The sequence below is a fragment of the Streptococcus mitis genome (assembly GCF_000722705.1).
Classification (GTDB): domain Bacteria; phylum Bacillota; class Bacilli; order Lactobacillales; family Streptococcaceae; genus Streptococcus; species Streptococcus mitis_P.
Genome location: NZ_JPFW01000005.1, coordinates 1 through 22,534, shown reverse-complemented (window position 1 = coordinate 22,534; position 22,534 = coordinate 1). Strand labels below are relative to the sequence as shown.

The 22,534-nt window shown below is 39.0% G+C and carries 18 protein-coding genes, 12 tRNA genes and 2 pseudogenes; 7 read left to right on the top strand and 25 right to left on the bottom strand.

Annotated features, from left to right (window positions below):
• Positions 1 to 72 precede the first annotated feature (72 nt).
• Complete coding sequence (locus SK642_RS02110; RefSeq protein WP_033683161.1) at positions 73 to 654, top strand: xanthine phosphoribosyltransferase; 582 nt, start codon at positions 73 to 75, stop codon at positions 652 to 654.
• Complete coding sequence (locus SK642_RS02105; RefSeq protein WP_033683159.1) at positions 654 to 1,919, top strand: nucleobase:cation symporter-2 family protein; 1,266 nt, start codon at positions 654 to 656, stop codon at positions 1,917 to 1,919. The genes SK642_RS02110 and SK642_RS02105 overlap by 1 nt, the downstream gene beginning before the upstream one ends.
• A 93-nt stretch (positions 1,920 to 2,012) precedes the next feature.
• Here the strand turns inward: SK642_RS02105 and SK642_RS02100 are convergent, their stop codons facing one another.
• The 4 genes from SK642_RS02100 to SK642_RS02085 are packed head-to-tail and all read right to left on the bottom strand — an operon-like array spanning position 2,013 to position 6,298.
• Positions 2,013 to 3,671 carry an endonuclease subunit gene (locus SK642_RS02100; protein WP_033683158.1) on the bottom strand — a complete coding sequence of 553 codons (1,659 nt, stop codon included), beginning with the start codon at positions 3,669 to 3,671 and terminating at the stop codon, positions 2,013 to 2,015.
• A complete protein-coding gene (locus SK642_RS02095; RefSeq protein ID WP_033683157.1) occupies positions 3,664 to 4,599 on the bottom strand; it encodes a dsDNA nuclease domain-containing protein in 936 nt (311 codons plus the stop codon). The genes SK642_RS02100 and SK642_RS02095 overlap by 8 nt, the downstream gene beginning before the upstream one ends.
• A gap of 17 nt (positions 4,600 to 4,616) precedes the next feature.
• Positions 4,617 to 5,837 carry an MvaI/BcnI family restriction endonuclease gene (locus SK642_RS02090; RefSeq protein ID WP_033683156.1) on the bottom strand — a complete coding sequence of 407 codons (1,221 nt, stop codon included), beginning with the start codon at positions 5,835 to 5,837 and terminating at the stop codon, positions 4,617 to 4,619.
• Entirely contained in the window at positions 5,837 to 6,298 is a 462-nt protein-coding gene (locus tag SK642_RS02085; protein ID WP_033683155.1) for a helix-turn-helix domain-containing protein, read from the bottom strand. Before SK642_RS02085 ends, SK642_RS02090 begins: the two co-directional genes overlap by 1 nt.
• A gap of 188 nt (positions 6,299 to 6,486) precedes the next feature.
• Here SK642_RS02085 and SK642_RS02080 point away from each other — a divergent pair, with 188 nt between their 5' ends.
• Positions 6,487 to 8,034, top strand: a complete 1,548-nt coding sequence (locus SK642_RS02080; protein ID WP_033683154.1) for a DNA cytosine methyltransferase — start codon at positions 6,487 to 6,489, stop codon at positions 8,032 to 8,034.
• A gap of 328 nt (positions 8,035 to 8,362) precedes the next feature.
• Here SK642_RS02080 and SK642_RS02075 read toward each other — a convergent pair whose 3' ends face one another.
• The 3 genes from SK642_RS02075 to SK642_RS02065 all read right to left on the bottom strand — a co-directional run bounded on the left by SK642_RS02075 (position 8,363) and on the right by SK642_RS02065 (position 11,515).
• Positions 8,363 to 8,767: a PaaI family thioesterase gene (locus SK642_RS02075; RefSeq protein WP_033683153.1), complete on the bottom strand. Its 405-nt coding sequence runs from the start codon at positions 8,765 to 8,767 to the stop codon at positions 8,363 to 8,365.
• 69 nt (positions 8,768 to 8,836) lie between these two features.
• The gene (locus SK642_RS02070; RefSeq protein WP_033683152.1) at positions 8,837 to 10,318 is read right to left on the bottom strand and encodes a UDP-glucose--hexose-1-phosphate uridylyltransferase; all 1,482 of its coding nucleotides are present in this window, start codon (positions 10,316 to 10,318) and stop codon (positions 8,837 to 8,839) included.
• An 18-nt stretch (positions 10,319 to 10,336) separates the two neighbouring features.
• On the bottom strand, positions 10,337 to 11,515 hold the full coding sequence (locus tag SK642_RS02065; protein WP_033683150.1) for a galactokinase: 1,179 nt from the start codon (positions 11,513 to 11,515) through the stop codon (positions 10,337 to 10,339).
• A 164-nt stretch (positions 11,516 to 11,679) separates the two neighbouring features.
• On the opposite strand from SK642_RS02065, the gene galR reads away from it, so the two are divergent.
• Positions 11,680 to 12,684 (top strand): DNA-binding transcriptional regulator GalR, encoded by a 1,005-nt coding sequence (gene galR / locus SK642_RS02060; RefSeq protein ID WP_033683149.1) that lies wholly within the window; start codon positions 11,680 to 11,682, stop codon positions 12,682 to 12,684.
• 61 nt (positions 12,685 to 12,745) lie between these two features.
• Here the strand turns inward: galR and SK642_RS02055 are convergent, their stop codons facing one another.
• Positions 12,746 to 13,603 carry a cation diffusion facilitator family transporter gene (locus tag SK642_RS02055; RefSeq protein ID WP_004242406.1) on the bottom strand — a complete coding sequence of 286 codons (858 nt, stop codon included), beginning with the start codon at positions 13,601 to 13,603 and terminating at the stop codon, positions 12,746 to 12,748.
• A gap of 132 nt (positions 13,604 to 13,735) precedes the next feature.
• Between SK642_RS02055 and SK642_RS02050 the strand changes: the two genes are divergently transcribed.
• Positions 13,736 to 14,272 (top strand): TetR/AcrR family transcriptional regulator, encoded by a 537-nt coding sequence (locus SK642_RS02050; RefSeq protein WP_033683148.1) that lies wholly within the window; start codon positions 13,736 to 13,738, stop codon positions 14,270 to 14,272.
• A 137-nt stretch (positions 14,273 to 14,409) separates the two neighbouring features.
• On the opposite strand, the gene SK642_RS02045 is transcribed toward SK642_RS02050, so the two are convergent.
• The 5 genes and pseudogenes from SK642_RS02045 to SK642_RS02030 form a co-directional block, all read right to left on the bottom strand.
• Complete coding sequence (locus SK642_RS02045; RefSeq protein ID WP_033683147.1) at positions 14,410 to 15,930, bottom strand: ABC transporter permease/substrate-binding protein; 1,521 nt, start codon at positions 15,928 to 15,930, stop codon at positions 14,410 to 14,412.
• Positions 15,923 to 16,651, bottom strand: coding sequence for an ABC transporter ATP-binding protein (locus tag SK642_RS02040; protein WP_033683146.1), 729 nt, complete (start codon positions 16,649 to 16,651; stop codon positions 15,923 to 15,925). The genes SK642_RS02045 and SK642_RS02040 overlap by 8 nt, the downstream gene beginning before the upstream one ends.
• Positions 16,652 to 16,665: 14 nt before the next feature.
• Positions 16,666 to 16,860: pseudogene (locus tag SK642_RS10850) on the bottom strand (polyketide cyclase); the annotation flags it as partial.
• Positions 16,861 to 16,891: 31 nt separating this feature from the next.
• Positions 16,892 to 17,335 carry a MarR family winged helix-turn-helix transcriptional regulator gene (locus tag SK642_RS02035; protein ID WP_033683145.1) on the bottom strand — a complete coding sequence of 148 codons (444 nt, stop codon included), beginning with the start codon at positions 17,333 to 17,335 and terminating at the stop codon, positions 16,892 to 16,894.
• A 145-nt stretch (positions 17,336 to 17,480) separates the two neighbouring features.
• Entirely contained in the window at positions 17,481 to 18,674 is a 1,194-nt protein-coding gene (locus tag SK642_RS02030) for an O-antigen ligase family protein (RefSeq protein WP_033683144.1), read from the bottom strand.
• Positions 18,675 to 18,957: 283 nt separating this feature from the next.
• Between SK642_RS02030 and birA the strand changes: the two genes are divergently transcribed.
• The gene (birA, locus tag SK642_RS02025) at positions 18,958 to 19,893 is read left to right on the top strand and encodes a bifunctional biotin--[acetyl-CoA-carboxylase] ligase/biotin operon repressor BirA (protein WP_033683143.1); all 936 of its coding nucleotides are present in this window, start codon (positions 18,958 to 18,960) and stop codon (positions 19,891 to 19,893) included.
• A 224-nt stretch (positions 19,894 to 20,117) separates the two neighbouring features.
• Positions 20,118 to 21,361, top strand: a pseudogene (locus SK642_RS09860) (ISL3 family transposase).
• Between the two features lie 66 nt (positions 21,362 to 21,427).
• Here the strand turns inward: SK642_RS09860 and SK642_RS02010 are convergent.
• From SK642_RS02010 to SK642_RS01955, 12 genes are all read right to left on the bottom strand, one after another.
• Positions 21,428 to 21,515 (bottom strand) — tRNA-Ser (locus SK642_RS02010).
• Positions 21,516 to 21,521: 6 nt separating this feature from the next.
• Positions 21,522 to 21,595, bottom strand: a tRNA-Ile gene (locus SK642_RS02005).
• 34 nt (positions 21,596 to 21,629) lie between these two features.
• Positions 21,630 to 21,700: transfer RNA gene (locus tag SK642_RS02000), tRNA-Gly, on the bottom strand.
• A gap of 20 nt (positions 21,701 to 21,720) precedes the next feature.
• A tRNA-Phe gene (locus tag SK642_RS01995) sits at positions 21,721 to 21,793 on the bottom strand.
• A gap of 3 nt (positions 21,794 to 21,796) precedes the next feature.
• Positions 21,797 to 21,870, bottom strand: a tRNA-Met gene (locus SK642_RS01990).
• Positions 21,871 to 21,880: 10 nt separating this feature from the next.
• A tRNA-Ser gene (locus tag SK642_RS01985) sits at positions 21,881 to 21,970 on the bottom strand.
• A gap of 12 nt (positions 21,971 to 21,982) precedes the next feature.
• Positions 21,983 to 22,056, bottom strand: a tRNA-Ile gene (locus SK642_RS01980).
• Positions 22,057 to 22,069: 13 nt separating this feature from the next.
• Positions 22,070 to 22,143 (bottom strand) — tRNA-Met (locus SK642_RS01975).
• A 5-nt stretch (positions 22,144 to 22,148) separates the two neighbouring features.
• A tRNA-Pro gene (locus SK642_RS01970) sits at positions 22,149 to 22,222 on the bottom strand.
• Positions 22,223 to 22,237: 15 nt separating this feature from the next.
• A tRNA-Arg gene (locus SK642_RS01965) sits at positions 22,238 to 22,311 on the bottom strand.
• A gap of 9 nt (positions 22,312 to 22,320) precedes the next feature.
• A tRNA-Leu gene (locus tag SK642_RS01960) sits at positions 22,321 to 22,406 on the bottom strand.
• A 7-nt stretch (positions 22,407 to 22,413) separates the two neighbouring features.
• A tRNA-Gly gene (locus SK642_RS01955) sits at positions 22,414 to 22,485 on the bottom strand.
• Between the last annotated feature and the right edge of the window lie 49 nt (positions 22,486 to 22,534).

Here is a 22,534-nt window from a genome sequence, read left to right as displayed (position 1 = left end):
TTTTCTATCAGTTTTACTAGATAGAAATCTGAAACAAGCAAATGGATTGGCTTTTAGACTTTAGGAGGTCTTATGAAATTATTAGAAGAGCGCATCCTCAAGGATGGGCATATCTTGGGTGACAACATCCTCAAGGTGGATTCCTTTTTAACCCACCAAGTTGACTTTAGCTTGATGAGAGAGATTGGTAAGGTTTTTGCGGAAAAATTCGCTACTGCTGGCATTACCAAGGTTGTGACCATTGAAGCGTCAGGCATTGCCCCAGCCGTTTTTACAGCGGAAGCCTTAAACGTTCCCATGATTTTCGCCAAAAAAGCTAAGAACATCACTATGAACGAAGGAATCTTAACTGCCGAAGTTTACTCCTTTACCAAGCAAGTGACCAGCACCGTTTCTATCGCTGGAAAATTCCTCTCACCAGAGGACAAGGTCTTGATTATCGACGATTTCCTTGCTAATGGTCAAGCGGCTAAAGGCTTGATTCAAATCATCGAACAGGCTGGAGCAACAGTCGAAGCTATCGGTATTGTGATTGAAAAATCCTTCCAAGATGGCCGTGATTTGCTTGAAAAAGCAGGCTATCCTGTCCTATCACTCGCTCGTTTGGATCGTTTTGAAAATGGTCAAGTTATTTTTAAGGAGGCAGATCTCTAATGCAAACTCAAGAAAAACACTCGCAAGCAGCCGTTCTTGGCTTGCAGCACTTACTAGCCATGTACTCAGGATCCATCCTGGTCCCTATCATGATTGCGACAGCCCTTGGCTATTCAGCTGAGCAGTTGACCTACCTGATTTCCACAGATATCTTCATGTGTGGAGTGGCGACCTTCCTCCAACTCCAACTCAACAAATACTTTGGGATTGGACTCCCAGTCGTTCTTGGAGTTGCTTTCCAATCAGTCGCTCCTTTGATTATGATTGGTCAAAGCCATGGTAGTGGCGCTATGTTTGGTGCCCTTATCGCATCAGGGATTTACGTGGTTCTTGTTTCAGGCATCTTCTCAAAAGTAGCCAACCTCTTCCCATCTATCGTAACAGGTTCTGTTATTACCACGATTGGTTTAACCTTGATTCCTGTCGCTATTGGAAATATGGGAAATAACGTTCCAGAGCCAACTGGTCAAAGTCTCTTGCTTGCAGCTATCACTGTTCTGATTATCCTCTTGATTAACATCTTTACCAAAGGATTTATCAAATCTATCTCCATTTTGATTGGTCTAGTTGTTGGAACTGCCATTGCTGCTACCATGGGCTTGGTTGACTTCTCTCCTGTTGCAGCAGCACCACTTGTCCATGTCCCAACTCCTCTCTACTTTGGGATGCCAACCTTTGAAATCTCATCTATTGTCATGATGTGTATCATTGCAACGGTGTCTATGGTTGAGTCGACTGGTGTTTACCTAGCCTTGTCTGATATCACGAAAGACCCAATCGACAGCACACGCCTTCGCAACGGATACCGCGCAGAAGGTTTGGCAGTACTTCTCGGAGGAATCTTTAACACCTTCCCTTACACAGGATTTTCACAAAACGTTGGTTTGGTTAAATTGTCAGGCATCAAGAAACGCCTGCCAATCTACTACGCAGCTGGGTTCCTGGTTCTCCTTGGACTCCTTCCTAAGTTTGGCGCCCTTGCCCAAATCATTCCGAGCCCTGTCCTCGGTGGTGCCATGCTAGTGATGTTTGGTTTTGTATCGATTCAAGGGATGCAAATCCTCGCCCGTGTTGACTTTGCTAACAATGAACATAACTTCCTCATCGCAGCGGTTTCAATCTCTGCAGGTGTCGGACTCAACAACAGCAATCTCTTTGTCAGCATGCCGACAGCCTTCCAAATGTTCTTCTCAAACGGAATCGTCGTAGCCAGCCTACTTGCCATTGTCCTCAACGCCGTATTAAATCATAAAAAGAAATCATGAAAGTCGCATAATTAAAAAGCGGTTGTCAACTTTTCGTTGAAGACCGCTTTTTTGTAGCCTACTTGTTTTAGTAAGTATACTTTTGATTCTAACTTATATAATTTCTTTAGACAGATCGCTATAATATTCACGCTTTAATAATGGGCTTTCTATGTTAACCTGATTAACTTTCGAATCAACATATTTCAAATTATCTCTAATAATCGAAAAGAACGTTTGACTTTTTAAACTTAGAAATTTTGAATTTATTGCGTCGAACATTTTTTTCAAAACCTTTTCATCAGTTTCATTTTTTACGAATGAATCAATAGCAAATGGCAGACTTGTGATAGATTTACTATCAATCAAGTTCATATAAACGAGAAAAATTACCAATAAATCTTTATTTAAATTTGTTCCACTGCCCTTTAACTTATCAAAATTACGGAATTTTTTATCTGTGATACCTGTTGAACCAATTAGAATTGAAAGTTCATTTTTAAGTGCTTCATAATCTCCTTCAATTGTTTTCGCTCTCTGATTAAGCTCTTTTTTGAGCATCCTTATTTCTTTTGTAATGTCACCAATCAATTTGTCAAGATTTGATTTTTCCGAAGTTTCTTGAATCTCTAACTTTTTTAGTTCAGATAAAACATTTTGATTCACATACTCATCAATATCAGATAATTGTTTCAGTTCAGTTAAACGTTCATGATATTTATTAAACTGTTCTTGTAGCTGTTTTATAGCTTCTTCTTTTTCTTGAACTATTCTTTTAGATTTCATAATTTGCTGAGAAATACTATCTATTCGACTCTTGATTGCAAGTTCATTGTCTTCCAGTTCTAAGCGTGTTAGGGATGATTGTTGTCTAGTTAAGATAGAATGGCAATAAACACATTCATGTCTAATTTCAGAAAATCTCTCCTTAATCTTACTTGATAACTTTTTAAGCTCTTCTAAATCTTGATTTAATATATCAAGATTTACCTTTTCTTTAGATAATTCCCCAGTCTTATCGGTAATTTTTATAGAAAACTTATCTGTTTCGGTAATATAAAAATCTAATTCTTTTTGTAGGTCTTTGAAATCTTTAGGAACTGTCTCAGTAATTTTATTTTTAGTACGATATGTTTTATATACTGATTGAACCTGATTGATTCTTCCAGTTACTAATTCTAATTGCCTTAAATACTCATTTTTTTTACTTTCTTTATCAACGATTTGACTATCAGATATGCCTAGATAATAATCAAAAACATTTTTGGGAAAATCATTTGATTTATACCGTCCTAAACTTTCAAATGAATCTTTAAATAATTTACCATCCCATGCTTTATCCTGATCAATATACATTGGACTAAAAAGGGCTTCAACAGAAGCTAAACTTGCTTTATCACTGCTTTTGTTGACTAATTCCAGCCTCATTTTAAGTTTCTCTTGAAACCACAAATAGTATTCTGCAAAGTTTTCAAACAGTTTGACTTCATTATTATCTAAAACAGAAATAACTTTATTATGTCTCTTGATCAAAAATTCATTACCATCAATAAAAACTTCTAATTGAAAAATAAAATTGTCCGCATTCCAACCCTTGGGAAATGATTTGAGGTTTGCTCCTAAGGAATAGTAAATTGATTTAACTAGACTAGATTTCCCTTCACCATTCGTACTACTAACTATTAGGTTTGCTGAATCAGAAAATACAAATTTATTCGCTTTTTCGTTCTCGTAATCTGCTATTAAAAGACTTTTTATGGTCATCCTACTCATTAGCAATTCCCTCCAAAATATCGCAATACGCCGATATTCCTACAGCATATCTACTGTTTTCTGATAATGTTCCCATTTCAGATAACATAAATGTTTTAGGTATTAACGTTGTTACCGATTCATTTTCTAAACTATTTTTATCACTGTTCAAAAAATTAACGACAGATTTTTTAGCAGTTATATATTCTAATATAATCTTTTTTTCTTCTTTCTTTATTTTCTCATTCTTAATTTCAGTAAAACCAAATTTATCAAGTTCTTTATCAAATCGTGCCTTTGCAGTTACTTTTTGTAAGATTAAATTTAGCTCTTCTGATGTAATCTTTTTGAGTTCTTTATCTGCAATCGTATGCACTTCTTTTTCAGATTTTTGGACAATTTGCTGCAATAATTCGTTAATAATTACATCATCTCTATTATCAATAGAAACCCTTTGATTTGCCATCTCTCCCTTTAAAAATGTTTTAGCATTGATAATGTTATTATCAAAAGCAGTTTTTACCAAAGCAAAATTATCTACCTTCGGATTATTAACTTCCTTCTTTTGATTATCAGATAACAGCCATGAACTAGAAAAAAGTTCTTCTGTATCTATCTGTTCTTGCATTTCTTTTAAATCGCTTTCTTTAAAATTATATACTACAATTTTATAAATAGAATCGCTTGTCCCTGAAGAAAGATTCTTTTCAAAGATAGAAGGTCGTTCCTTTGTTTCTTGTAATAACTTTTTGAGACTCATGTTTTTCTGACCTTTGACCTGTATATAAGCATGATAGCTATCATCATAAGTAACTTCAAAATCCTCATCCGTCTCAACATATATTGAAAAATTGGACTTATTATAGTTTCTAATCGCAACTAAAGATATAACACAATTTTGATAATTGAATCCCTTTTGCGCAATTGCTCCACCATTGTCTTTTGCCATAAAACGTCTCCATCTTGCTAAATGTTTAAATCAATTACTTCTGTACTACCAAACAACAAATTTCTTTGTTTGTTTTTTATCCGCCAAGCATTACCGTGATTTTTTCCTGCATACTTTCCTGATAGCGTTGTATATCCTCGCCAGTCATAGGTAATTGCTCCTGATTTTATCAGGGAAAGAAAAGTCATAAATTGTGGTGAACGGGTTAACTCAGCTTCAATATATTTGAATTGTGCTACTTCATCGTCCATCTTGGATTCAACTTTCACCCATAAGGTAGCTGGGTGTTTTTTATGTAATTCTTCCTCTAGTGCTTTAAATGTCCAAAAGGCAGCTAGAATACTTTTCTTGTTTTCCTGTTTCCGTAGCTCAACAATATTATCTCTATCATTAACTTCCAGATAAAACCCTTGATTATTTTGAGGATTTTCCTCTGAACCTATTGTAATGTATAGACTTTTATATCCCAAATGCTTATCTGAATCATAGCCATACAGGCGAGCAAATGCTGATACCCTACTTCTATCATTCGGTTCAAACTCTGCAACAGGTGTTCCTTCAAAATTGGGACGTAGAGTAAATAGAGTATCTAGTGTTTTAGCAGATTTTGATTTCAGCTCGATGATTCCTTCAAAATCAGCTTCTTGGCTATTATTGGTTTGAATTCCCAAAAGTGATTCTAAGGTATCTCCGGCGTCTTTCGGTGCAATCTTACCTATCCCCTTAGAATTATTATGAAAGCCTTGTCTTGCTATGGCTTTAATCTGTGGAATTAACCTATTTAGTGAATCTTCAACTTTATCTTGTCCAAATAGTTCTATAATAGTGCTATTTTGAGGAATGCTATGTGTAACATTAAATAATGTAAGTTCTTTTTGATTATTTACGGTTATATAAATCAAGTCGTTTACATGGATTTGAGATGACTTAATGAACTCTCCCAATCCAGATATCCAAAATCGCTCATCGCCTCTTTTATTGGCTTTATAGAAGCTTATTTTCACTTCATGTTGCTGGTCTTCCAATACAAGATTAGCCATTAAATAAACTTTGTCAGTCAATTTTTCGAAATCCAATAAATCATTATCTAACAACAACTTCCTTAAAAAACCATTTGCATCGATAATACTTTTACTTAACATAGTTTGCGTCAGTCTGATAACAGTATAATCATTAGAATTATACTTATGTATAGCGTTGATAACTTCTAATTCGTCGTCATATGGAATAAATTGCATTAGTTTTCTCCTCTCTTAAATAAATCAGCCAGTGAAACTCCCATTTCATCTGCAAGACTTTCTATTGTTGAAAAATAAATATCTGAATATTTACCATTTACAAGATTGCTTATAGTAGACTCTCTAACTCCATCTGAAGTACTCAATGAAAATTGATTCCATCTTCTCAAATATAGCTTGATATTTTGTATAAGAATATTTTGATATTCCTCCACAGAATTAGAAAAAAATTCTTTGGAAGCACTTATCTTGTCGGTTCTAATCAAAAGTTCTGGAAAATTGATTGATAAAGCATTAGCAATCACTACCAAGGTCGAAAGTTTAGGACTATAATTAGTATTTGGAGATAATAATTTGTTAATCGTCTGCCTGCTAAGTCCTGTCTTTTTCGATAACTCACTTTGCGATAGTTTACTCGAATAAAGTAATCGCTCAATATTTTCTTTGATATGACGCTCCATAACAATTCTCCAATTATCATTTTCTTTATTTTATAACTTTCAACATAAATAAAATTCACTTTAGTTTACATTTTTACTGGTTTTCTCAAATATTTAACGAATATCTATTATAGGGGAGTAACTCCTGGACTTTTCAATAATTTTCTGATATACTACTAAGGTAGAAAATACAAAATTCGAGGTAAATTATGCCGTATGCAATAGACTTATTCTGTGGCGCTGGAGGATTTAGCGAAGGAATCCTACAAGCTGGATTCAATATTATCTTCTCCAGCGATAAAAGCCCTATGGTAGAAGAAACATATACAAACCGACATCAACAATTAGGCTTAGTTGACGGGGTTGACACTCACTTTGAACTTTCTGATATAAAAGAACTTACTTCTGACAAAATATTTCAATCAATAAACTCATTGAAATATGGAAATATCTTTGAAAGAGGTTCTGTAGATGTTATTTTTGGTGGTCCTCCTTGTCAAGGCTTTAGCCGTCTAGGGAAAAGAGATTCTAAAGACCCTAGAAACATGCTCTTCCACGAATATTTGCGTATCATTAAAGACGTTATGCCGCGTTATGTCGTTATGGAAAACGTAACAGGTATTTTAGATATGCAGATGCTTGACTTTCCAAGCGTACTTGATGATAGAATTTACAAAGGACAGAATTTAGTTCAATCCATTCTTAGAAATGAGTTAGACGAGTTAGGATATACTCTACTTGATGTTCAGGTTCTAAACGCTGCAAACTTTGGTGTTCCACAACAAAGAAATCGAGTTGTATTTTTAGCATACCGTAACGATGTAACTCCTATCGAATATCCAGAAAGTGACAACGATATTCCAAGCGTTACTGTTTATGATGCTTTAGGTGATCTTTATGACGGGGAATTTGATTACGAAACAGATTACTCCGTACAAAGCCGATTAGGAAGAACTCCTAACACTGATGGACAGCCTATTATAAATGCTAATCTGTTAAATATGGAATTCTCAAGACATGATGATATTGTCACACAACGATTTTCACTATATCAGCAAGGTGAGAACAGAGCCAAAGCTGCTAATAGAATCCAATTGGAAGGATTGGAATTACAAAGAGATTGCCCACATTTATTCACAGAAAGTTTATTTCAACTCAATGGTAAAACAAACCAACCTATCATTCTAAAGCAACTAAAAAAACAAGGTTTGCTTCAAGAAAATTTTCAATCTGAAAAATGGCTACAATTTACAAATCGCCAACTAGGTTTATTGTCTATGAATGATAATGACAACTTAAGAAAACACCATATTTTAAAATCACTTGCTCTTAGATTAAAAACATCATTTGAAGATGCAGAACTCTTTTGGAATGAAATCAAAAATCGGCTGAATACAGAAATCACTGAAAATCAATTTTCAAACATGTTGAGAAATGGAGAATTAACTCCTGCAGCAATTGAAGCAATCTTTACTAAAAAGAGTATTCGAGTTCGTCTTAACCAAGATACCGTTTCTCCAACCATGGTAACATTACCAGATGACTATATCCACCCATTTTTTAACCGTGTGTTGACTGTAAGAGAAATGGCGCGTCTACAATCATTTGACGATAGTTTTGTATTTCTAGGAAAGCGTACTACTGGGGGCGATAAGCGAGCAAAAGAAACACCTCAATTTACTCAGGTAGGTAACGCTGTCCCACCGTTGCTAGCTAAAGCAATTGCTGAACAAGTCATGATAGCAATAAAGCAATAACAATATAGATAGAGGCTTGGGGATTCTCCCCAAAATAAAATAGAACCATCAGTCCAAAAGTATCATTCTGACCTTTACTGATAGTTCTATTTTTACGATAGTGTGTATACACTATCTGAGATCGCAAAGACCTGAAATCATATTTTTAGGTCAATTCTAAATTTCCCGTGCCTGACACGGTGGCTGACATTGTCAGACGACCATTTCATCGGAAGAACACAATCATGACCACCCGTCTAGCGGGTGGTTTTTTTGTCTCGCACCTAACGGAGCGAGACGAACTGAAAGTCACATAATAAGAAAAAGAGGTGTGAGCCTCTTTTTTGTGTTATATCCTCACCTGTCTGTCTTCTGACCGCTGGCCTGTGACAAACATGGTAAAGGTTGCTTTGCAGACATTTCTGCCTTCTTGATTAGTGATATCGACATCTACTACGCAGGTTGTGCGACCTTGATGGACACATTCTCCTTTAATGGTTAGCACATCATCGAGTTTTCCTGCCTTGAGGTAGTTGATAGAGGATTGGAGAGTCACTCCATCAAGCCCCAGCGAGATAATCACCAAACCGCTGATCTGGTCGCAAAGGGTAAAGAGATAACCACCATGGGCATTGCCATAGTAGTTGAGCGACGAGTCCACTACTTTGGTCGTCACCACAACGTGACCATCTCTCATTTGTTCAATTTCGTAATTTTCAAAGGCAGATATAGCGTCAAAATGAAAATCTTTCATCGTTTCCTCCTGATAGTTCAAACGACACTATGATACTACTTTTTATAGGAGTGTGCAAGGAGAAAGCTCCTAGCCTGGTAAAATTCCGACCTGCTCCACAAAGCGCATAAAGGCTGCCTGTCCTTGCTCTGTCTGCTTGTAGACTCCTGCGTCCTCAAGTACACGCGCAAAGATAGCACCCACAGAGTCCTTAACGATTTCAAGGGCTCTTTCTTTATCCGCTAGATCTGGATGTTGGGCTTTGAGTTGGTCTGCCCATTCCTTATGATAATCGGCAACCGTAACAGCTTCTCCTACAAGATAGCTGGCGACTTGCTCCACTTCTGCTTTCAAACGAGGTGGTAAGATAGCCAAGCCCATGACCTCAATCAAGCCGATATTTTCCTTCTTGATATGTTGGACATCCTTGTGAGGATGATAGATGCCATCAGGATGTTCTGCAGAAGTCTGATTGTCCCGCAAGACCAAGTCCAACTCAAACTGTCCATCGCGTTTACGGGCAATCGGTGTGATGGTATGATGCGGTATTCCGTCTGTTTCTGCCAAAATCTGCACTGCAGGATCTGAATACTGGCGCCATTCCTGCAAAATCTTATCAGCCAAGTTGATCAAATCCTCTTTGGAAGCCGAAGTCAAACGTAGAACAGACATGGGCCACTTGACAATCCCAGCCTTGACCTGCTCAAAACCAGTAAAAGAGAAAGTCTTTTGCAAGGGAGCCAATTCCATAGGAAATACGTGACGGCCTCCCTGATAATGATCATGGGTTAGAATAGAACCTCCCACAATCGGCAAGTCGGCATTAGAGCCAGCAAAATAGCCTGGAAACTGCTCTACGATAGCCAACAGACGTTCAAAACTTTTTCGACTAATAGCCATAGGGCGATGTTGCCCGTCTAAGAAAATACAGTGCTCATTAAAATAAGCATAGGGCGAGTACTGGAAACCCCACTCCTGACCAGCCATTTCAAAACGGATAATACGGTGGTTGCTGCGAGCTGGGTGGTTGATTCGACCATGGTAGCCCTCGTTCTCTAGACAAAGCTGACACTGAGGATAATTGCTAGCTTGCACCAACTTGGCTGCCGCAATCTCTTTGGGATCCTTTTCAGGCTTAGAGAGATTGATGGTAATTTCAAGTTCACCGTAATCAGACGGAACACGATAAGCGATATTTTTAGCAATAGCCTTGAGTTTGATGTAGTCATTCTTCTGACTGAGTTGGTAAAAATCCTCTATCGCTTGCTCAGGAGAGTGGGCATAGGTTTCCCAAAAGTCACGATTAATCTGACTGGGACAAGGGATCACCAAGTCCATCAGTTCAGCACCAAGGATTTCACGCGCAGTCTGACTATCCTCAATCGTCTCTAATCGAACCGCTTCCTCAACCAACTGGTCCTTGAGGTCAATCAATTTATCCAAATTGGTCTCAATTTCCAAAACACCGTCGCCCACTCGTGCCAAGACACGATTGGTCAGGTAGATTCGATCCATTTCCTCAAATGAACTTTCAGAAATGATATGTGTTACAAATTTATCTACTAAGGTCACTATAGAGCCTCCTTTGGACTAGTCAAGGACGCGAGTGCCACCTGCAACTTCAGCGATATAGAAGCTTGGAGCGTAGCCAACTACTTCCTCGTAATGTTTGCCAACAGCTTCCTTAAAATCCTCAACAGTGTCTTTTTGCACCAAGGCAATGGCACATCCGCCAAAACCTGCCCCTGTCATGCGAGCACCAAGAACTCCTTCTTGTGCCCAAGCTGTGTGAACAAGGGTATCCAATTCCAAACCAGTTACTTCATAATCATGTTCTAGAGAGACGTGTGACGCATTCATCAAACGACCAAATGTTTCCAAATCTCCTGCTTGAAGGGCTGCTTGAGCTTTGAGGGTACGTTGGTTTTCAAGCACAGCATGACGAGCACGTTTCAAACGATTTTCATCTTTAATCAGATAGCTATATTGGTCAAAGGTCCACTCGTCCAATTCACCCAAGGTCTGAATATCTAAGGCTGCTTGCAATTCTTCCACTGCTTTTTCACACTCAGCACGGCGTTCATTATATTTAGAATCCGCCAATTCACGGCGTTTGTTAGTGTTCATGATAACAACGACATTGTCTTTCAAATCAAGTGGTACCAAATCATACTCTAAGGTGTTAGTATCAAGGTAAATAGCACGTTGGTCAGCTCCCATACCAATAGCAAATTGGTCCATGATACCAGAGTTGACTCCGATAAAGTTGTTTTCTGTTTGTTTTCCGATTTTAACCAAGTCCAAACGGTCTAGTTTTAAATCAAAGAGATGTTCAGCAACGACCCCTGTCAAGAGTTCCAAAGATGCAGAAGAAGACAAACCAGCACCATTTGGGATATTCCCATAAACATAAAAATCAAAACCTTTGTCAATCACGTGCCCAGCTTCTTGCAAGAAATGAAGAACTCCTTTTGGATAGTTGGTCCAGTTGTGCTCTTTTTCAAACTTGAGGTCAGCAAGAGGCACTTCGATAATGCCCTTGTCCTCAAAGTTGGCTGAGTAGAATCGCAAGACTTGGTCGTCACGCTTACGAGCCGCCCCATAAGTTCCCAAGGAAATAGCAGCAGGAAAAACGTGCCCACCGTTGTAGTCCGTGTGTTCACCAATCAAGTTGATACGACCTGGTGAAAAGAAGGTTTGATCTGCTTCTTGACCAAAAACAGCAAGAAAGTCTTTACGAAGAGCTTCAGCAGTAAGATGTTGTGTCATATGATTTCTCCTTTTACTGTCCGTTAAGTCACCTTAACGTGTAATCGTTTTCTTCTATTGTATCCAAGGGATTTCCCAAGGTCAATCCTTTTTACTAAAATTTTACTAAACTATCAGTAAAAAGTAGAAAAATATGATATACTAACCTTAAAGAAGGAGGATTTATGGCTACTTTAAAAGACATTGCACAACTAGCTTCTGTCTCTATCGCGACCGTATCCCGTGTCCTCAATCGCGACCAGAGCCTATCTGTTACCGAAGAAACCAGACACCGTATTTTAACTGTCGCTGAAGAGCTGGGTTACACCAAGCACCTCAAGACAGGCGAGTCCCATAAGCCCAAGCAAAAGATTGCCATTATCCAATGGGTCAGCGAACAAGGGGAGCTGGACGACCTCTACTACTACCAGATTCGCCTAGGAATAGAAAAAAGAGCCCATGAATTGGACTATGATATCTTACGCTATTTCAATGACCATCCTTTTACTCTCAGCGAGGAAGTGATTGGGATTCTCTGCATCGGAAAGTTTAGCCGTGCACAGATTTCTGCCTTTGAAGAATACCAAAAGCCTCTTGTATTTTTAGACAGCGATACCCTCTCATTGGGGCATACCTGTATTATCACGGACTTTTACACTGCCATAAAACAGGTTGTCGATTATTTCCTTAGCCAAGGGATGGACCGTATCGGGATTCTAACAGGCCTTGAAGAAACAACCGACCAAGAAGAAATCATTGAGGATAAGCGACTTGAAAATTTCAGAAACTACAGTCAAGCAAAGGGAGTCTATCATGATGAACTGGTCTTTCAAGGAAGTTTTACTGCCCAGTCTGGCTATGACTTGATGAAGGAGGCTATTCAGAGTTTAGGAGATCAACTCCCACCAGCATTTTTTGCAGCTAGCGATAGTTTAGCTATCGGTGCCCTCCGTGCCCTCCAAGAAACTGGAATTAGCCTACCAGACCGTGTCAGCCTCATTTCCTTTAACGACACCAGCCTGACCAAGCAAGTTTATCCTCCCCTTTCTAGCATCACGGTTTATACTGAAGAAATGGGCCGAGCAGGTATGGATATTCTTAACAAGGAAGTACTCCACGGTCGCAAAATCCCTAGCCTGACCATGCTGGGAACCAGACTGACATTGAGAGAAAGCACAAGGAATGATTAGAATTACAAAACGACCTCTAGCAAGGCTGTTTCTCTTATAATCTCTATGATTCCGCTCCAACTCACACCTTTCGCTTATGTGCTTGGTGACTTTCTAGGTCAACATCAACTTCAATGGTAATATTTTGAAAGCCACAATCTTTGAGGAAAATTCGAATAGATTCTTTACAAGTTTCCATATGCTCCATCTCTTTTAAACAAACATGGACAATGGCATTTTTTTCCAAACCATCCATAGTCCAGAGATTAAGCTGATTGATACTAGCGACATGATCCAATTCTGCTAAATCCGTCTTGATCTTCTGGATATCTACTCCTTCTGGCACTGCATCGAGGAATATCTTGAGCGTGCTCCAAAAACGTGGAAGGGCTTTTGACAGAATAAAGAAGGAAATAGCAAGAGACAAGAGCGGATCCAAGATATACCAATCGGTAAATCGAAGAACAATGGCCATCAGGATGACAGCCACCCAACCCAAGGTATCTTCCAGAAAGTGCAGGCTGAGAATGGATTCGTTCTTGGTTTGTCCTTTGCGAATGACGAGACTCGCTAGCACATTGATAGTAATCGCAATAATTCCTAACCAGAAAATCCCCTCATCATTGACCGATTGTGGATGAAAGATTTTCGCTATATTTTCCAAAATCACTAGGATGGATCCTGTGATAAGAATCACAGCAGTCACCAGGGCCCCTAAAAGACTAAATCGCTTGTAACCCAAGGTGTAATGCCTATCTTCTTCACGATTGGAGATTGTTTCTAGAAGGGCTGATATGCCAATGGCTATAGCATCTCCCAAGTCATGAACAGAATCAGCGAGAACGGCACTCGAACCAAATATTCCTCCTGCGATAAACTCAACAATAGCATAGCTTAAATTTAAGAAAAAAGCTATCCAAACAGTATATTTTGCCTTCATCTTTCTCATTCCTTTGTTATAATAGATTTATGAACATTTTGTTCATTATCATTATCCACTAAAACTCAATGAAAGGATAGAAGCAAAGCGTCAACTTTATTCAGTTCTGAACATTTTGCCTCAAGTGTCCATATGACTAAAATCGACCGTCGTATCAGTAAAACAAAAAAAGCCATCTATCAAGCTTTTCTACAACTTTTGAACGATAAGGGCTACGAATCCACTACGGTTCAGGATATCATTGATCTCGCAGACGTAGGACGTTCCACTTTTTACTGTCACTATGAGAGTAAGGAACTACTTCTGGACGAGCTTTGCCGCTACCTCTTCCATCATCTCTTTGAAAGAGAGCAACCCATTTCAACTGAGGACTACCTCGCCCACCTCTTTCTCCATTTTCAGAAAAACCAAGACCATATCACCAGTCTGCTATTTTCCAAAAATGACTACTTCCTCCGTCAACTCCATAAAGAGCTAGAACACCATGTCTATTCCGTAATGGCTGATGATTTAAAAGAAGCCCACACTAATCTGCCTACTTCTTACCTCCAACACTTGGTCGTGTCCAACTTTATCGAGACATTGACTTGGTGGCTCAAAAAAGGACAAGACTTTACATACCAGGAAGTTGTCCAGTTTTATCTAGACCTTCTCATTCCTAAAAATTGAATACAGAGTAGAGCTCAGTTGCCTTATTTCTAGGCTACTGAGTTTTTATCTTTTCAACAATCAAAAAAGCCCAGACGACATTGTCTGAGCATTCTTTTCTATAGTCGTTTAAGCAAGTTGAGTTTGACATTTTCAAACTATTTCTTCAACAAACCTTCTTCTTGTAGAAACTCCTTGGCTACTTGTCCTGCTGACTTGCCTTCAACACCGACTTGGTAGTTGAGCTGGCTCATCTGGCCTTCAGTAATTTTACCAGCCAATTTATTGAGAACTTTCTCCAACTCAGGATGCTTCTTGAGAAGAGCTTCTTTCATGAGTGGTGCCCCTTGATAAGGTGGGAAAAGTTGCTTGTCATCTTCCAAGACCTGTAAATCATAACGCGCCAACTCTGCATCTGTCGAATAGGCATCCGTAATTTGGATATCGCCTGACTGAATTGCCTGATAGCGAAGAGCTGGCTCCATGGTCGCCACATTGAGATTGAGACCGTACATTGATTGCAAGCCCTTATTGCCATCTTCACGGTCATTAAATTCAAGTGTAAAGCCTGCCTTCAACTGCCCTTCCACTTTTTTCAAGTCCGAAATGGTCTTCAAGCCATATTCTTGAGCAATTTTTTTCGGAACAGCTACAGCGTAGGTATTTTGATAAGACATGGGTTTGAGATAGGCTAGATGATCCTGTTTGGCAATGCCATCACGCGCTACATCATAAACCTGCTCTGGCTCATGACTCACTTTCGGTGATGGTTGAAGCAGACTTTCAGTCACCGTACCAGTAAATTCAGGATAGATGTCAATATCGCCTTTTTTCAGAGCTTCATAAAGAAAGCTTGTTTTCCCAAAATTTGGTTTAACAGTCGCAGTCATACTAGTATTTTCTTCAATCAGCAACTTATACATATTGGCCAAAATTTCTGGTTCTGGACCCAATTTCCCAGCAATAACCAAGTTTTCTTTCTCTTTTTGAGCCAAAAGGGCTGGACTATAAGATAGACCAAGTAATATTGTCACCAAGGCAAAACCAGAGAAAATCGTTCGCAATTTTGCTTTTTCCATCACTTTTAGTAGGAAGTTAAAGGCAATAGCAAGCACTGCAGAAGAAAGTGCCCCAATCAAAATCAGACTGGCATTATTACGGTCAATTCCCAAAAGGATAAAGGAACCCAGCCCCCCTGCACCAATCAAGGCAGCCAAGGTTGCCGTACCGATAATCAAGACCGCTGCCGTCCGAATCCCAGACATCATAACAGGCATAGCAAGTGGAATTTCGAATTTCTTGAGACGTTCCCATCTGGTCATCCCAAAGGCAATCCCAGCCTCTTGCAGACTCGGATCAATTCCCTTTAGCCCAGTGATGGTATTTTGCAAAATCGGAAAAATCGCATAAATCACTAGAGCTGTCAAAGCAGGCAAGGTTCCAATTCCCATCAAGGGAATAAAGAGCCCTAACAAGGCCAAAGACGGGATAGTCTGGAAAATCCCTGCAATCTGCAAAACCCAATCCGCCAACTTCTCATGATAGCGAAGATAAACAGCCAAAGGAATCGCGATAAAAATAGCTAGTAACAGGGTCAAAAGTGACAACTGCAAATGTTGAGATAGAGCCGTCAACCAATCACTAAAACGATCCTGAAAAGTTGCAATTAAATTAGTCATGAACACTACCTCCAAACAAGTCTGCTACAAATTCTGTGGCAGGAGCTTTTAAAATAGTCTCAGGATTCGCCACCTGGCGAATTTCTCCATCCTGCAAAACAGCAATACGGTCCGCCAATTTCAAGGCTTCATCCGTATCATGGGTCACAAAAATAGTTGTCATTCCAAACTCTTTATGTAATTCTTTCGTCAAAACCTGCAACTGCTTTCTCGAAATCGCATCCAATGCTGAAAAAGGTTCATCCATGAGGAGAATTTTAGGCTGACCAATCATGGCACGAACAATACCGACCCTTTGCTGTTCTCCACCAGATAATTCACTAGGAAGTCTATGCCCATACTCAGCTACTGGCAAGCCAACCTTAGCCAAAAGCTCTTCTGTTTTCTTCGCAATTTCTTCCTTAGTCCAGCCCTTCATCTCAGGAATCAGAGCAATATTTTCCGCAACCGTTAGATTAGGAAACAGAGCAATAGCCTGTAAAACATAACCCGTAGAAAGACGAAGTTCACGCTCGTCATAGTCTTTGATGCGCTTGCCATCCATATAAATATTTCCATCAGTCGGTTCCAAGAGACGGTTAATTATCTTAATCATGGTCGTCTTACCTGAGCCAGATGGCCCAACTAAAACCATAAATTCCCCATTCTCAATCCGTAAATTAACATCTCTCAAGACATATTTTTCTGTGTAACGTAAAGCTACATTTTTGTATTCAATCATTCTGTATCCTCAATTTAAAACTTCCCTCGATTGGTCAAGTCTTCTACCTTAGGTATGACTTCCTTATTATCCCAATGCTCCACAATTTTCCCGTTTTCTAGTCGAAAGATATCGTACCGGGCATAGGCAAGGCCATCAATCTGAGTCTGACCATAGCTAACTACATAGTTTCCTTGTCCTAAGAGTTGGAAAACAAAGTCGAAAGTGACCTTTACTTATAAACAGCTAATTTGCTCCATTTTAAATCTCATTTTCCTCCTCTTTCAGATTAGCCAAAATTCTTTCTTGAAAGGCTTCAAACTGACGAATTTCTTCTTCTGAAAATCCTTTGTAAAAGATCGTATCCAATTTCTGACTGACACGATGCCCCACTTCTTTCTGAAACTGCCCCAACTCTGTTAAAACCAAATACTTCTTACGCTTATCTTCTTCACATGGATTAACGGTTACAAGATTTTGTTCCTCAAGCTTTTTTATCATAGTCGTCAGAGTATTATTAGCAAGTCCAGTCGCCAAAGCAATATCTGTCGCAGTTGCGCAGCCAGTTTCACTATTCCATAAAACCGCTAAAATCTTCCCCTGTTCACTCCGATAAAGAGCTTCAGGATCCCGACTAAGTAACTTTTGAAAAATCCGCCCGTTTAACAAACGAATATGATGGGCTAGCAAATGACAATATTTCATGACACCTCCAATTTATTTCGATATCGAAATGAATAACACAATTCTAACACTTATCATTTCAACTGTCAACTATTTCGATTTAGAAATAATTTTTCCAAGTAAAAAATCTCCTACCCAAGGTAGAAGAATTTTAATCTTATAAAACTTAATCCGTCATGTCCGATACCAACGTTCGATGCTCCAATGGAATACTGCACATAACTAATAAGAAAATGAAACCTGACTGGATCCAGAAGAGGGCTAAGTCAAAGATTCCGTGCACAGCAACCACTGTAAGGAAAGATAGATAAAGACCGATAATCGGACGTTTCCCCGACTCCTGACTCATATCCATCATCAAGCGAACAGGAGCAACAGAAGACAAAACTAATAAAATAGTTCCCACAATTCCGTAACTCAGAATCGTATCAATATAAAGACTGTGAGCATGTTCATGATAAGGAGCATGTATTCTAGGATAAGAGTGCATATAGGTCAATGGCCCTTCACCCCAGAAAGGATTTTGCTTAAACAAGGCCATCCCGGCATCCCAGATAGAAATTCGTTCTTCCATAGAAGAGTCTAAAGTCCCCATCCGAACTCCCAAATCACTGGAAAATAGGAAGCTCAGGCCAATCGCAAAGACCCCAATACTAAGCCAAAAGGCCTTCCAGTTTTTAATGGTCGTAAAGAGATAAATAATGGCTCCAGCGATAATAGCAGGAAAGGCAGTTCGATTTTGAGTAAAGTTCAAACCAAAGAGATTCACAAAGCCTGCAATCACACAGAATACTTTCAACCAATTTAACTTGGTCGTTGTAAACAGATAGAAGGCAATCATGATACAGAAACAACAAATAATTCCATAATAATTAGGATTAAAGAAGGTCACTTCTGCCCGATTCTGATGCCACACCTGCATATTGGGGGAAAGAAAAGCATAGTTAAATTTCTTCACAATTTGGAAATGTTCTAAACTCGCAAAAGCAGCTGACAAGACGCTACCAAACAAGACGAGCTGCAAAATCAATCGAAAGAATTTATGTGATAAAATCGACTGATAGTGCAAAAAGAAAACAGTAAATAGAAACATTCCTACTGAAGCAACAACTCCCATCCAATTTTGTGCAAAAACGGATATAACAGTACTATAGCCAAGAAAAAGAAGCAGCATCGGATGCTCCTCCATTTTCTGAAGAATACTTCTCATGTCTCCTGTAAAAATCAAACTGATAATATATAAACAGAATACAACTACAAAAAGATAAAAGGGTAAAAAGATACTCAGGATAACTCCCAATAAAATCAGCTCTTTACTAGACAACCCTTTCAGCTTTTCAATAAAGCCTATTGATTTCAAAATGAATCCTTTCTCTCCAAATCAGCTGATTCAGATAATAGTAAGCTACCCTTTATTGTACCACTTTTTTAGCAATTTGAAAACAAAGGAAACGTTTCCTAGATAAAAAAGGGAGCAAAAATACTGAGATTTCAAAACTCAATCTTATTGATTGCATTTTCTCTAAGAAAATCATGCCGTAAATAGTAGGCATATGTTAAAATAGTAGTAATAAAATATAGATTAGGCGCAACTATCCAAACTAGATTCAAATCATATACTATTCTTAAAGAAAGGCAACACTATGAAATCCTACCAAGCTGTCTACCAAATCCTATCTAAAGAAACCGACTATATCAGTGGAGAAAAAATTGCAGAAGAACTATCCCTAAGCCGAACATCAATTTGGAAAGCCATCAAGCGACTAGAACAAGAAGGCATTGAAATTGATAGCATCAAAAACAAAGGATATAAACTGATGAATGGTGACCTTATTCTCCCAGAGATTCTAGAAGAAAATCTTCCAATTAAAGTCAGTTTTAAACCCGAAACAAAATCAACACAACTAGATGCAAAAGAAGCAATTGATTTAGGGAATGAAGCAAACACTCTCTATCTAGCTTCCTATCAAACAGCAGGACGAGGCCGTTTTCAACGTTCCTTCTACTCACCACAAGGTGGTATTTATATGACACTCCATCTTAAACCAAATCTCGCCTATGACAAATTACCATCCTACACACTACTTGTAGCTGGAGCTGTCTACAAAGCCATTAAGAACCTAACTTTAATAGATGTCGATATAAAATGGGTCAATGATATCTACCTAAACAATCATAAAATTGGAGGAATCCTTACTGAGGCAATGACGTCTGTAGAAACAGGCCTAGTCACAGATATCATTATTGGAGTAGGAATCAACTTTACTATTAAAGACTTCCCCCAGGAATTAAAAGAAAAAGCTGCTAGTCTATTTAAAGCACCAGCACCTATAACCAGAAATGAATTAATTATAGAGATATGGCGTGCTTTCTTCGAAACACCAGCAGAAGAGCTATTATACCTATACAAAAAACAGTCATTCGTCCTAGGAAAAGAAGTTACTTTTACACTAGATCAAAAAGACTACAAGGGACTTGCTAAAGACATCTCTGAAAGTGGTAAACTTTTAGTTCAATGTGATAACGGAAAAGAAATCTGGCTAAATAGCGGAGAAATTTCTCTCAATAGTTGGAAGTGAAATAGCACAATTATAATATAAACGATATAAAAATAACTTCAGATTAGTAATTCAATTAAGTTTTACAGATCTGAAGTTTTATTGTCTCTAAAAATAAAAAAGGCTCTATAATATTTGTAGTGGGTCCCCCCCTATAGATATTATGGAGCCTATTTTGTTGTAGAAAAAAAGTCCCATATGACCTATAATGAAAAGCGACTAAACAACTCATTAGAAAGAATCATATGGAACAATTACATTTTATCACAAAACTACTCGATATTAAAGACCCAAATATCCAATTTATGGATATCATCAATAGGGATACACACAAGGAAATCATCGCTAAATTGGATTATGAAGCCCCATCTTGCCCTGATTGCGGAAGCCAAATGAAGAAATATGATTTTCAAAAACCGTCGAAAATTCCTTACCTTGAAACTACTGGTATGCCTACTAGAATCCTCCTTAGAAAGCGTCGTTTCAAGTGCTATCACTGCTCTAAAATGATGGTGGCTGAGACTTCTCTCGTCAAGAAAAATCACCAAATTCCTCGTATCATCAACCAAAAAATTGCTCAAAAGTTGATTGAAAAGACTTCTATGACAGACATTGCTAGCCAGCTTGCCATTTCAACTTCAACTGTCATTCGCAAGCTCAATGACTTTCACTTTAAACACGATTTTTCTCATCTTCCAGAGATTATGTCCTGGGACGAGTATGCCTTCACAGTTTCATTGCTCAGGACTTTGATAAGATCAATATCATCACTGTTCTTGAGGGGAGAACACAAGCTGTCATCCGAAATCACTTTCTTAAATATGATAGAGCCGTCCGATGTCGAGTGAAAATCATTACGATGGATATGTTTAGTCCCTACTATGCCTTAGCTAAACAGCTTTTTCCATGTGCTAAAATCGTTCTAGATCGTTTTCACATTGTACAACATCTTAGCCGTGCTATGAGTCGTGTTCGTGTCCAAATCATGAATCAATTTGAACGAAAATCTCATGAATATAAGGTCATCAAACGTTACTGGAAGCTCATTCAACAGGATAGTCGTAAACTCAGCCATAAGCGATTTTATCGCCCTACTTTTCGCATGCACTTAACAAATAAAGAGATTCTAGACAAGCTTTTGAGCTATTCAGAAGACTTGAAACACCACTACAATCTCTATCAGCTCTTACTTTTTCACTTCCAGAATAAAGAGTCTGACAAATTCTTCGGACTCATTGAGGACAATCTAAAGAAGATTCATCCTCTTTTTCAGACTGTCTTTAAAACTTTTCTCAAGGATAAAGAGAAAATCGTCAACGCTCTTCAATTACCTTATTCTAACGCCAAATTGGAGGCGACTAATAATCTCATTAAACTTATCAAGCGAAATGCCTTTGGTTTTCGGAACTTTGAAAACTTCAAAAAACGGATTTTTATCTCCCTAAATATCAAAAAAGAAAGGACGAAATGTGTCCTTTCTCGATCTTAGCTTTTCTTCAACCCACTACAGTTGACAAAGAGCCATAAAAAAGAGAGTTACAAACTCTCATTAAAACGGAGAATAAGGGATTCGAACCCTTGCGCCAGTTACCCGACCTAACGATTTAGCAAACCGTCCTCTTCAGCCTCTTGAGTAATTCTCCAATTAATGGGCACGAGTGGACTCGAACCACCGACCTCACGCTTATCAGGCGTGCGCTCTAACCACCTGAGCTACGCGCCCAAGTTAAAAACTTGGTAATTTGAACAAAGTTCAAAGCGGGTGACGAGAATCGAACTCGCGACAACAGCTTGGAAGGCTGTAGTTTTACCACTAAACTACACCCGCATACATACTATAAGTAAAAATGGCGCGAGACGGAATCGAACCGCCGACACATGGAGCTTCAATCCATTGCTCTACCAACTGAGCTACCGAGCCTTATTGCGGGAGCAGGATTTGAACCTACGACCTTCGGGTTATGAGCCCGACGAGCTACCGAGCTGCTCCATCCCGCGTTAATACAAAAGGAGGATGTGGGATTCGAACCCACGCACGCTTTTACACGCCTGACGGTTTTCAAGACCGTTCCCTTCAGCCGGACTTGGGTAATCCTCCATACTATTCAAATGGACCTTGTAGGACTTGAACCTACGACCACTCGGTTATGAGCCGAGAGCTCTAACCAGCTGAGCTAAAGGTCCAACAAGATCGTTATAGCGGCGAAGGGGATCGAACCCCCGACCTCCCGGGTATGAACCGGACGCTCTAGCCAGCTGAGCTACACCGCCATGAATCGGGAAGACAGGATTCGAACCTGCGACACCTTGGTCCCAAACCAAGTACTCTACCAAGCTGAGCTACTTCCCGAGTTAAATAGAAAAATGCACCCTAGAGGAGTCGAACCTCTAACCGCCTGATTCGTAGTCAGGTACTCTATCCAGTTGAGCTAAGGGTGCTCTATATTATGCCGAGGACCGGAATCGAACCGGTACGATCGTTACCAATCGCAGGATTTTAAGTCCTGTGCGTCTGCCAGTTCCGCCACCCCGGCCTCTCTAAGCGAACGACGGGATTCGAACCCGCGACCCCCACCTTGGCAAGGTGGTGTTCTACCACTGAACTACGTTCGCACTGTTTTCTTCTATCTAAAAATGCCGGCTACATGACTTGAACACGCGA

What these genes read in the sequence shown, in the direction of transcription:
- SK642_RS02035 (WP_033683145.1), bottom strand. Translation starts at nt 17,335, where the DNA reads ATGAAATATTGTCATTTGCTAGCCCATCATATTCGTTTGTTAAACGGG.
- SK642_RS02085 (WP_033683155.1), bottom strand. Translation starts at nt 6,298, where the DNA reads ATGGAGCGTCATATCAAAGAAAATATTGAGCGATTACTTTATTCGAGT.
- SK642_RS02055 (WP_004242406.1), bottom strand. Translation starts at nt 13,603, where the DNA reads ATGAAGGCAAAATATACTGTTTGGATAGCTTTTTTCTTAAATTTAAGC.
- birA (WP_033683143.1), top strand. Translation starts at nt 18,958, where the DNA reads ATGAAATCCTACCAAGCTGTCTACCAAATCCTATCTAAAGAAACCGAC.
- galR (WP_033683149.1), top strand. Translation starts at nt 11,680, where the DNA reads ATGGCTACTTTAAAAGACATTGCACAACTAGCTTCTGTCTCTATCGCG.
- SK642_RS02080 (WP_033683154.1), top strand. Translation starts at nt 6,487, where the DNA reads ATGCCGTATGCAATAGACTTATTCTGTGGCGCTGGAGGATTTAGCGAA.
- SK642_RS02040 (WP_033683146.1), bottom strand. Translation starts at nt 16,651, where the DNA reads ATGATTGAATACAAAAATGTAGCTTTACGTTACACAGAAAAATATGTC.
- SK642_RS02045 (WP_033683147.1), bottom strand. Translation starts at nt 15,930, where the DNA reads ATGACTAATTTAATTGCAACTTTTCAGGATCGTTTTAGTGATTGGTTG.
- SK642_RS02050 (WP_033683148.1), top strand. Translation starts at nt 13,736, where the DNA reads ATGACTAAAATCGACCGTCGTATCAGTAAAACAAAAAAAGCCATCTAT.
- SK642_RS02075 (WP_033683153.1), bottom strand. Translation starts at nt 8,767, where the DNA reads ATGAAAGATTTTCATTTTGACGCTATATCTGCCTTTGAAAATTACGAA.
- SK642_RS02110 (WP_033683161.1), top strand. Translation starts at nt 73, where the DNA reads ATGAAATTATTAGAAGAGCGCATCCTCAAGGATGGGCATATCTTGGGT.
- SK642_RS02100 (WP_033683158.1), bottom strand. Translation starts at nt 3,671, where the DNA reads ATGAGTAGGATGACCATAAAAAGTCTTTTAATAGCAGATTACGAGAAC.
- SK642_RS02065 (WP_033683150.1), bottom strand. Translation starts at nt 11,515, where the DNA reads ATGACACAACATCTTACTGCTGAAGCTCTTCGTAAAGACTTTCTTGCT.
- SK642_RS02095 (WP_033683157.1), bottom strand. Translation starts at nt 4,599, where the DNA reads ATGGCAAAAGACAATGGTGGAGCAATTGCGCAAAAGGGATTCAATTAT.
- SK642_RS02090 (WP_033683156.1), bottom strand. Translation starts at nt 5,837, where the DNA reads ATGCAATTTATTCCATATGACGACGAATTAGAAGTTATCAACGCTATA.
- SK642_RS02105 (WP_033683159.1), top strand. Translation starts at nt 654, where the DNA reads ATGCAAACTCAAGAAAAACACTCGCAAGCAGCCGTTCTTGGCTTGCAG.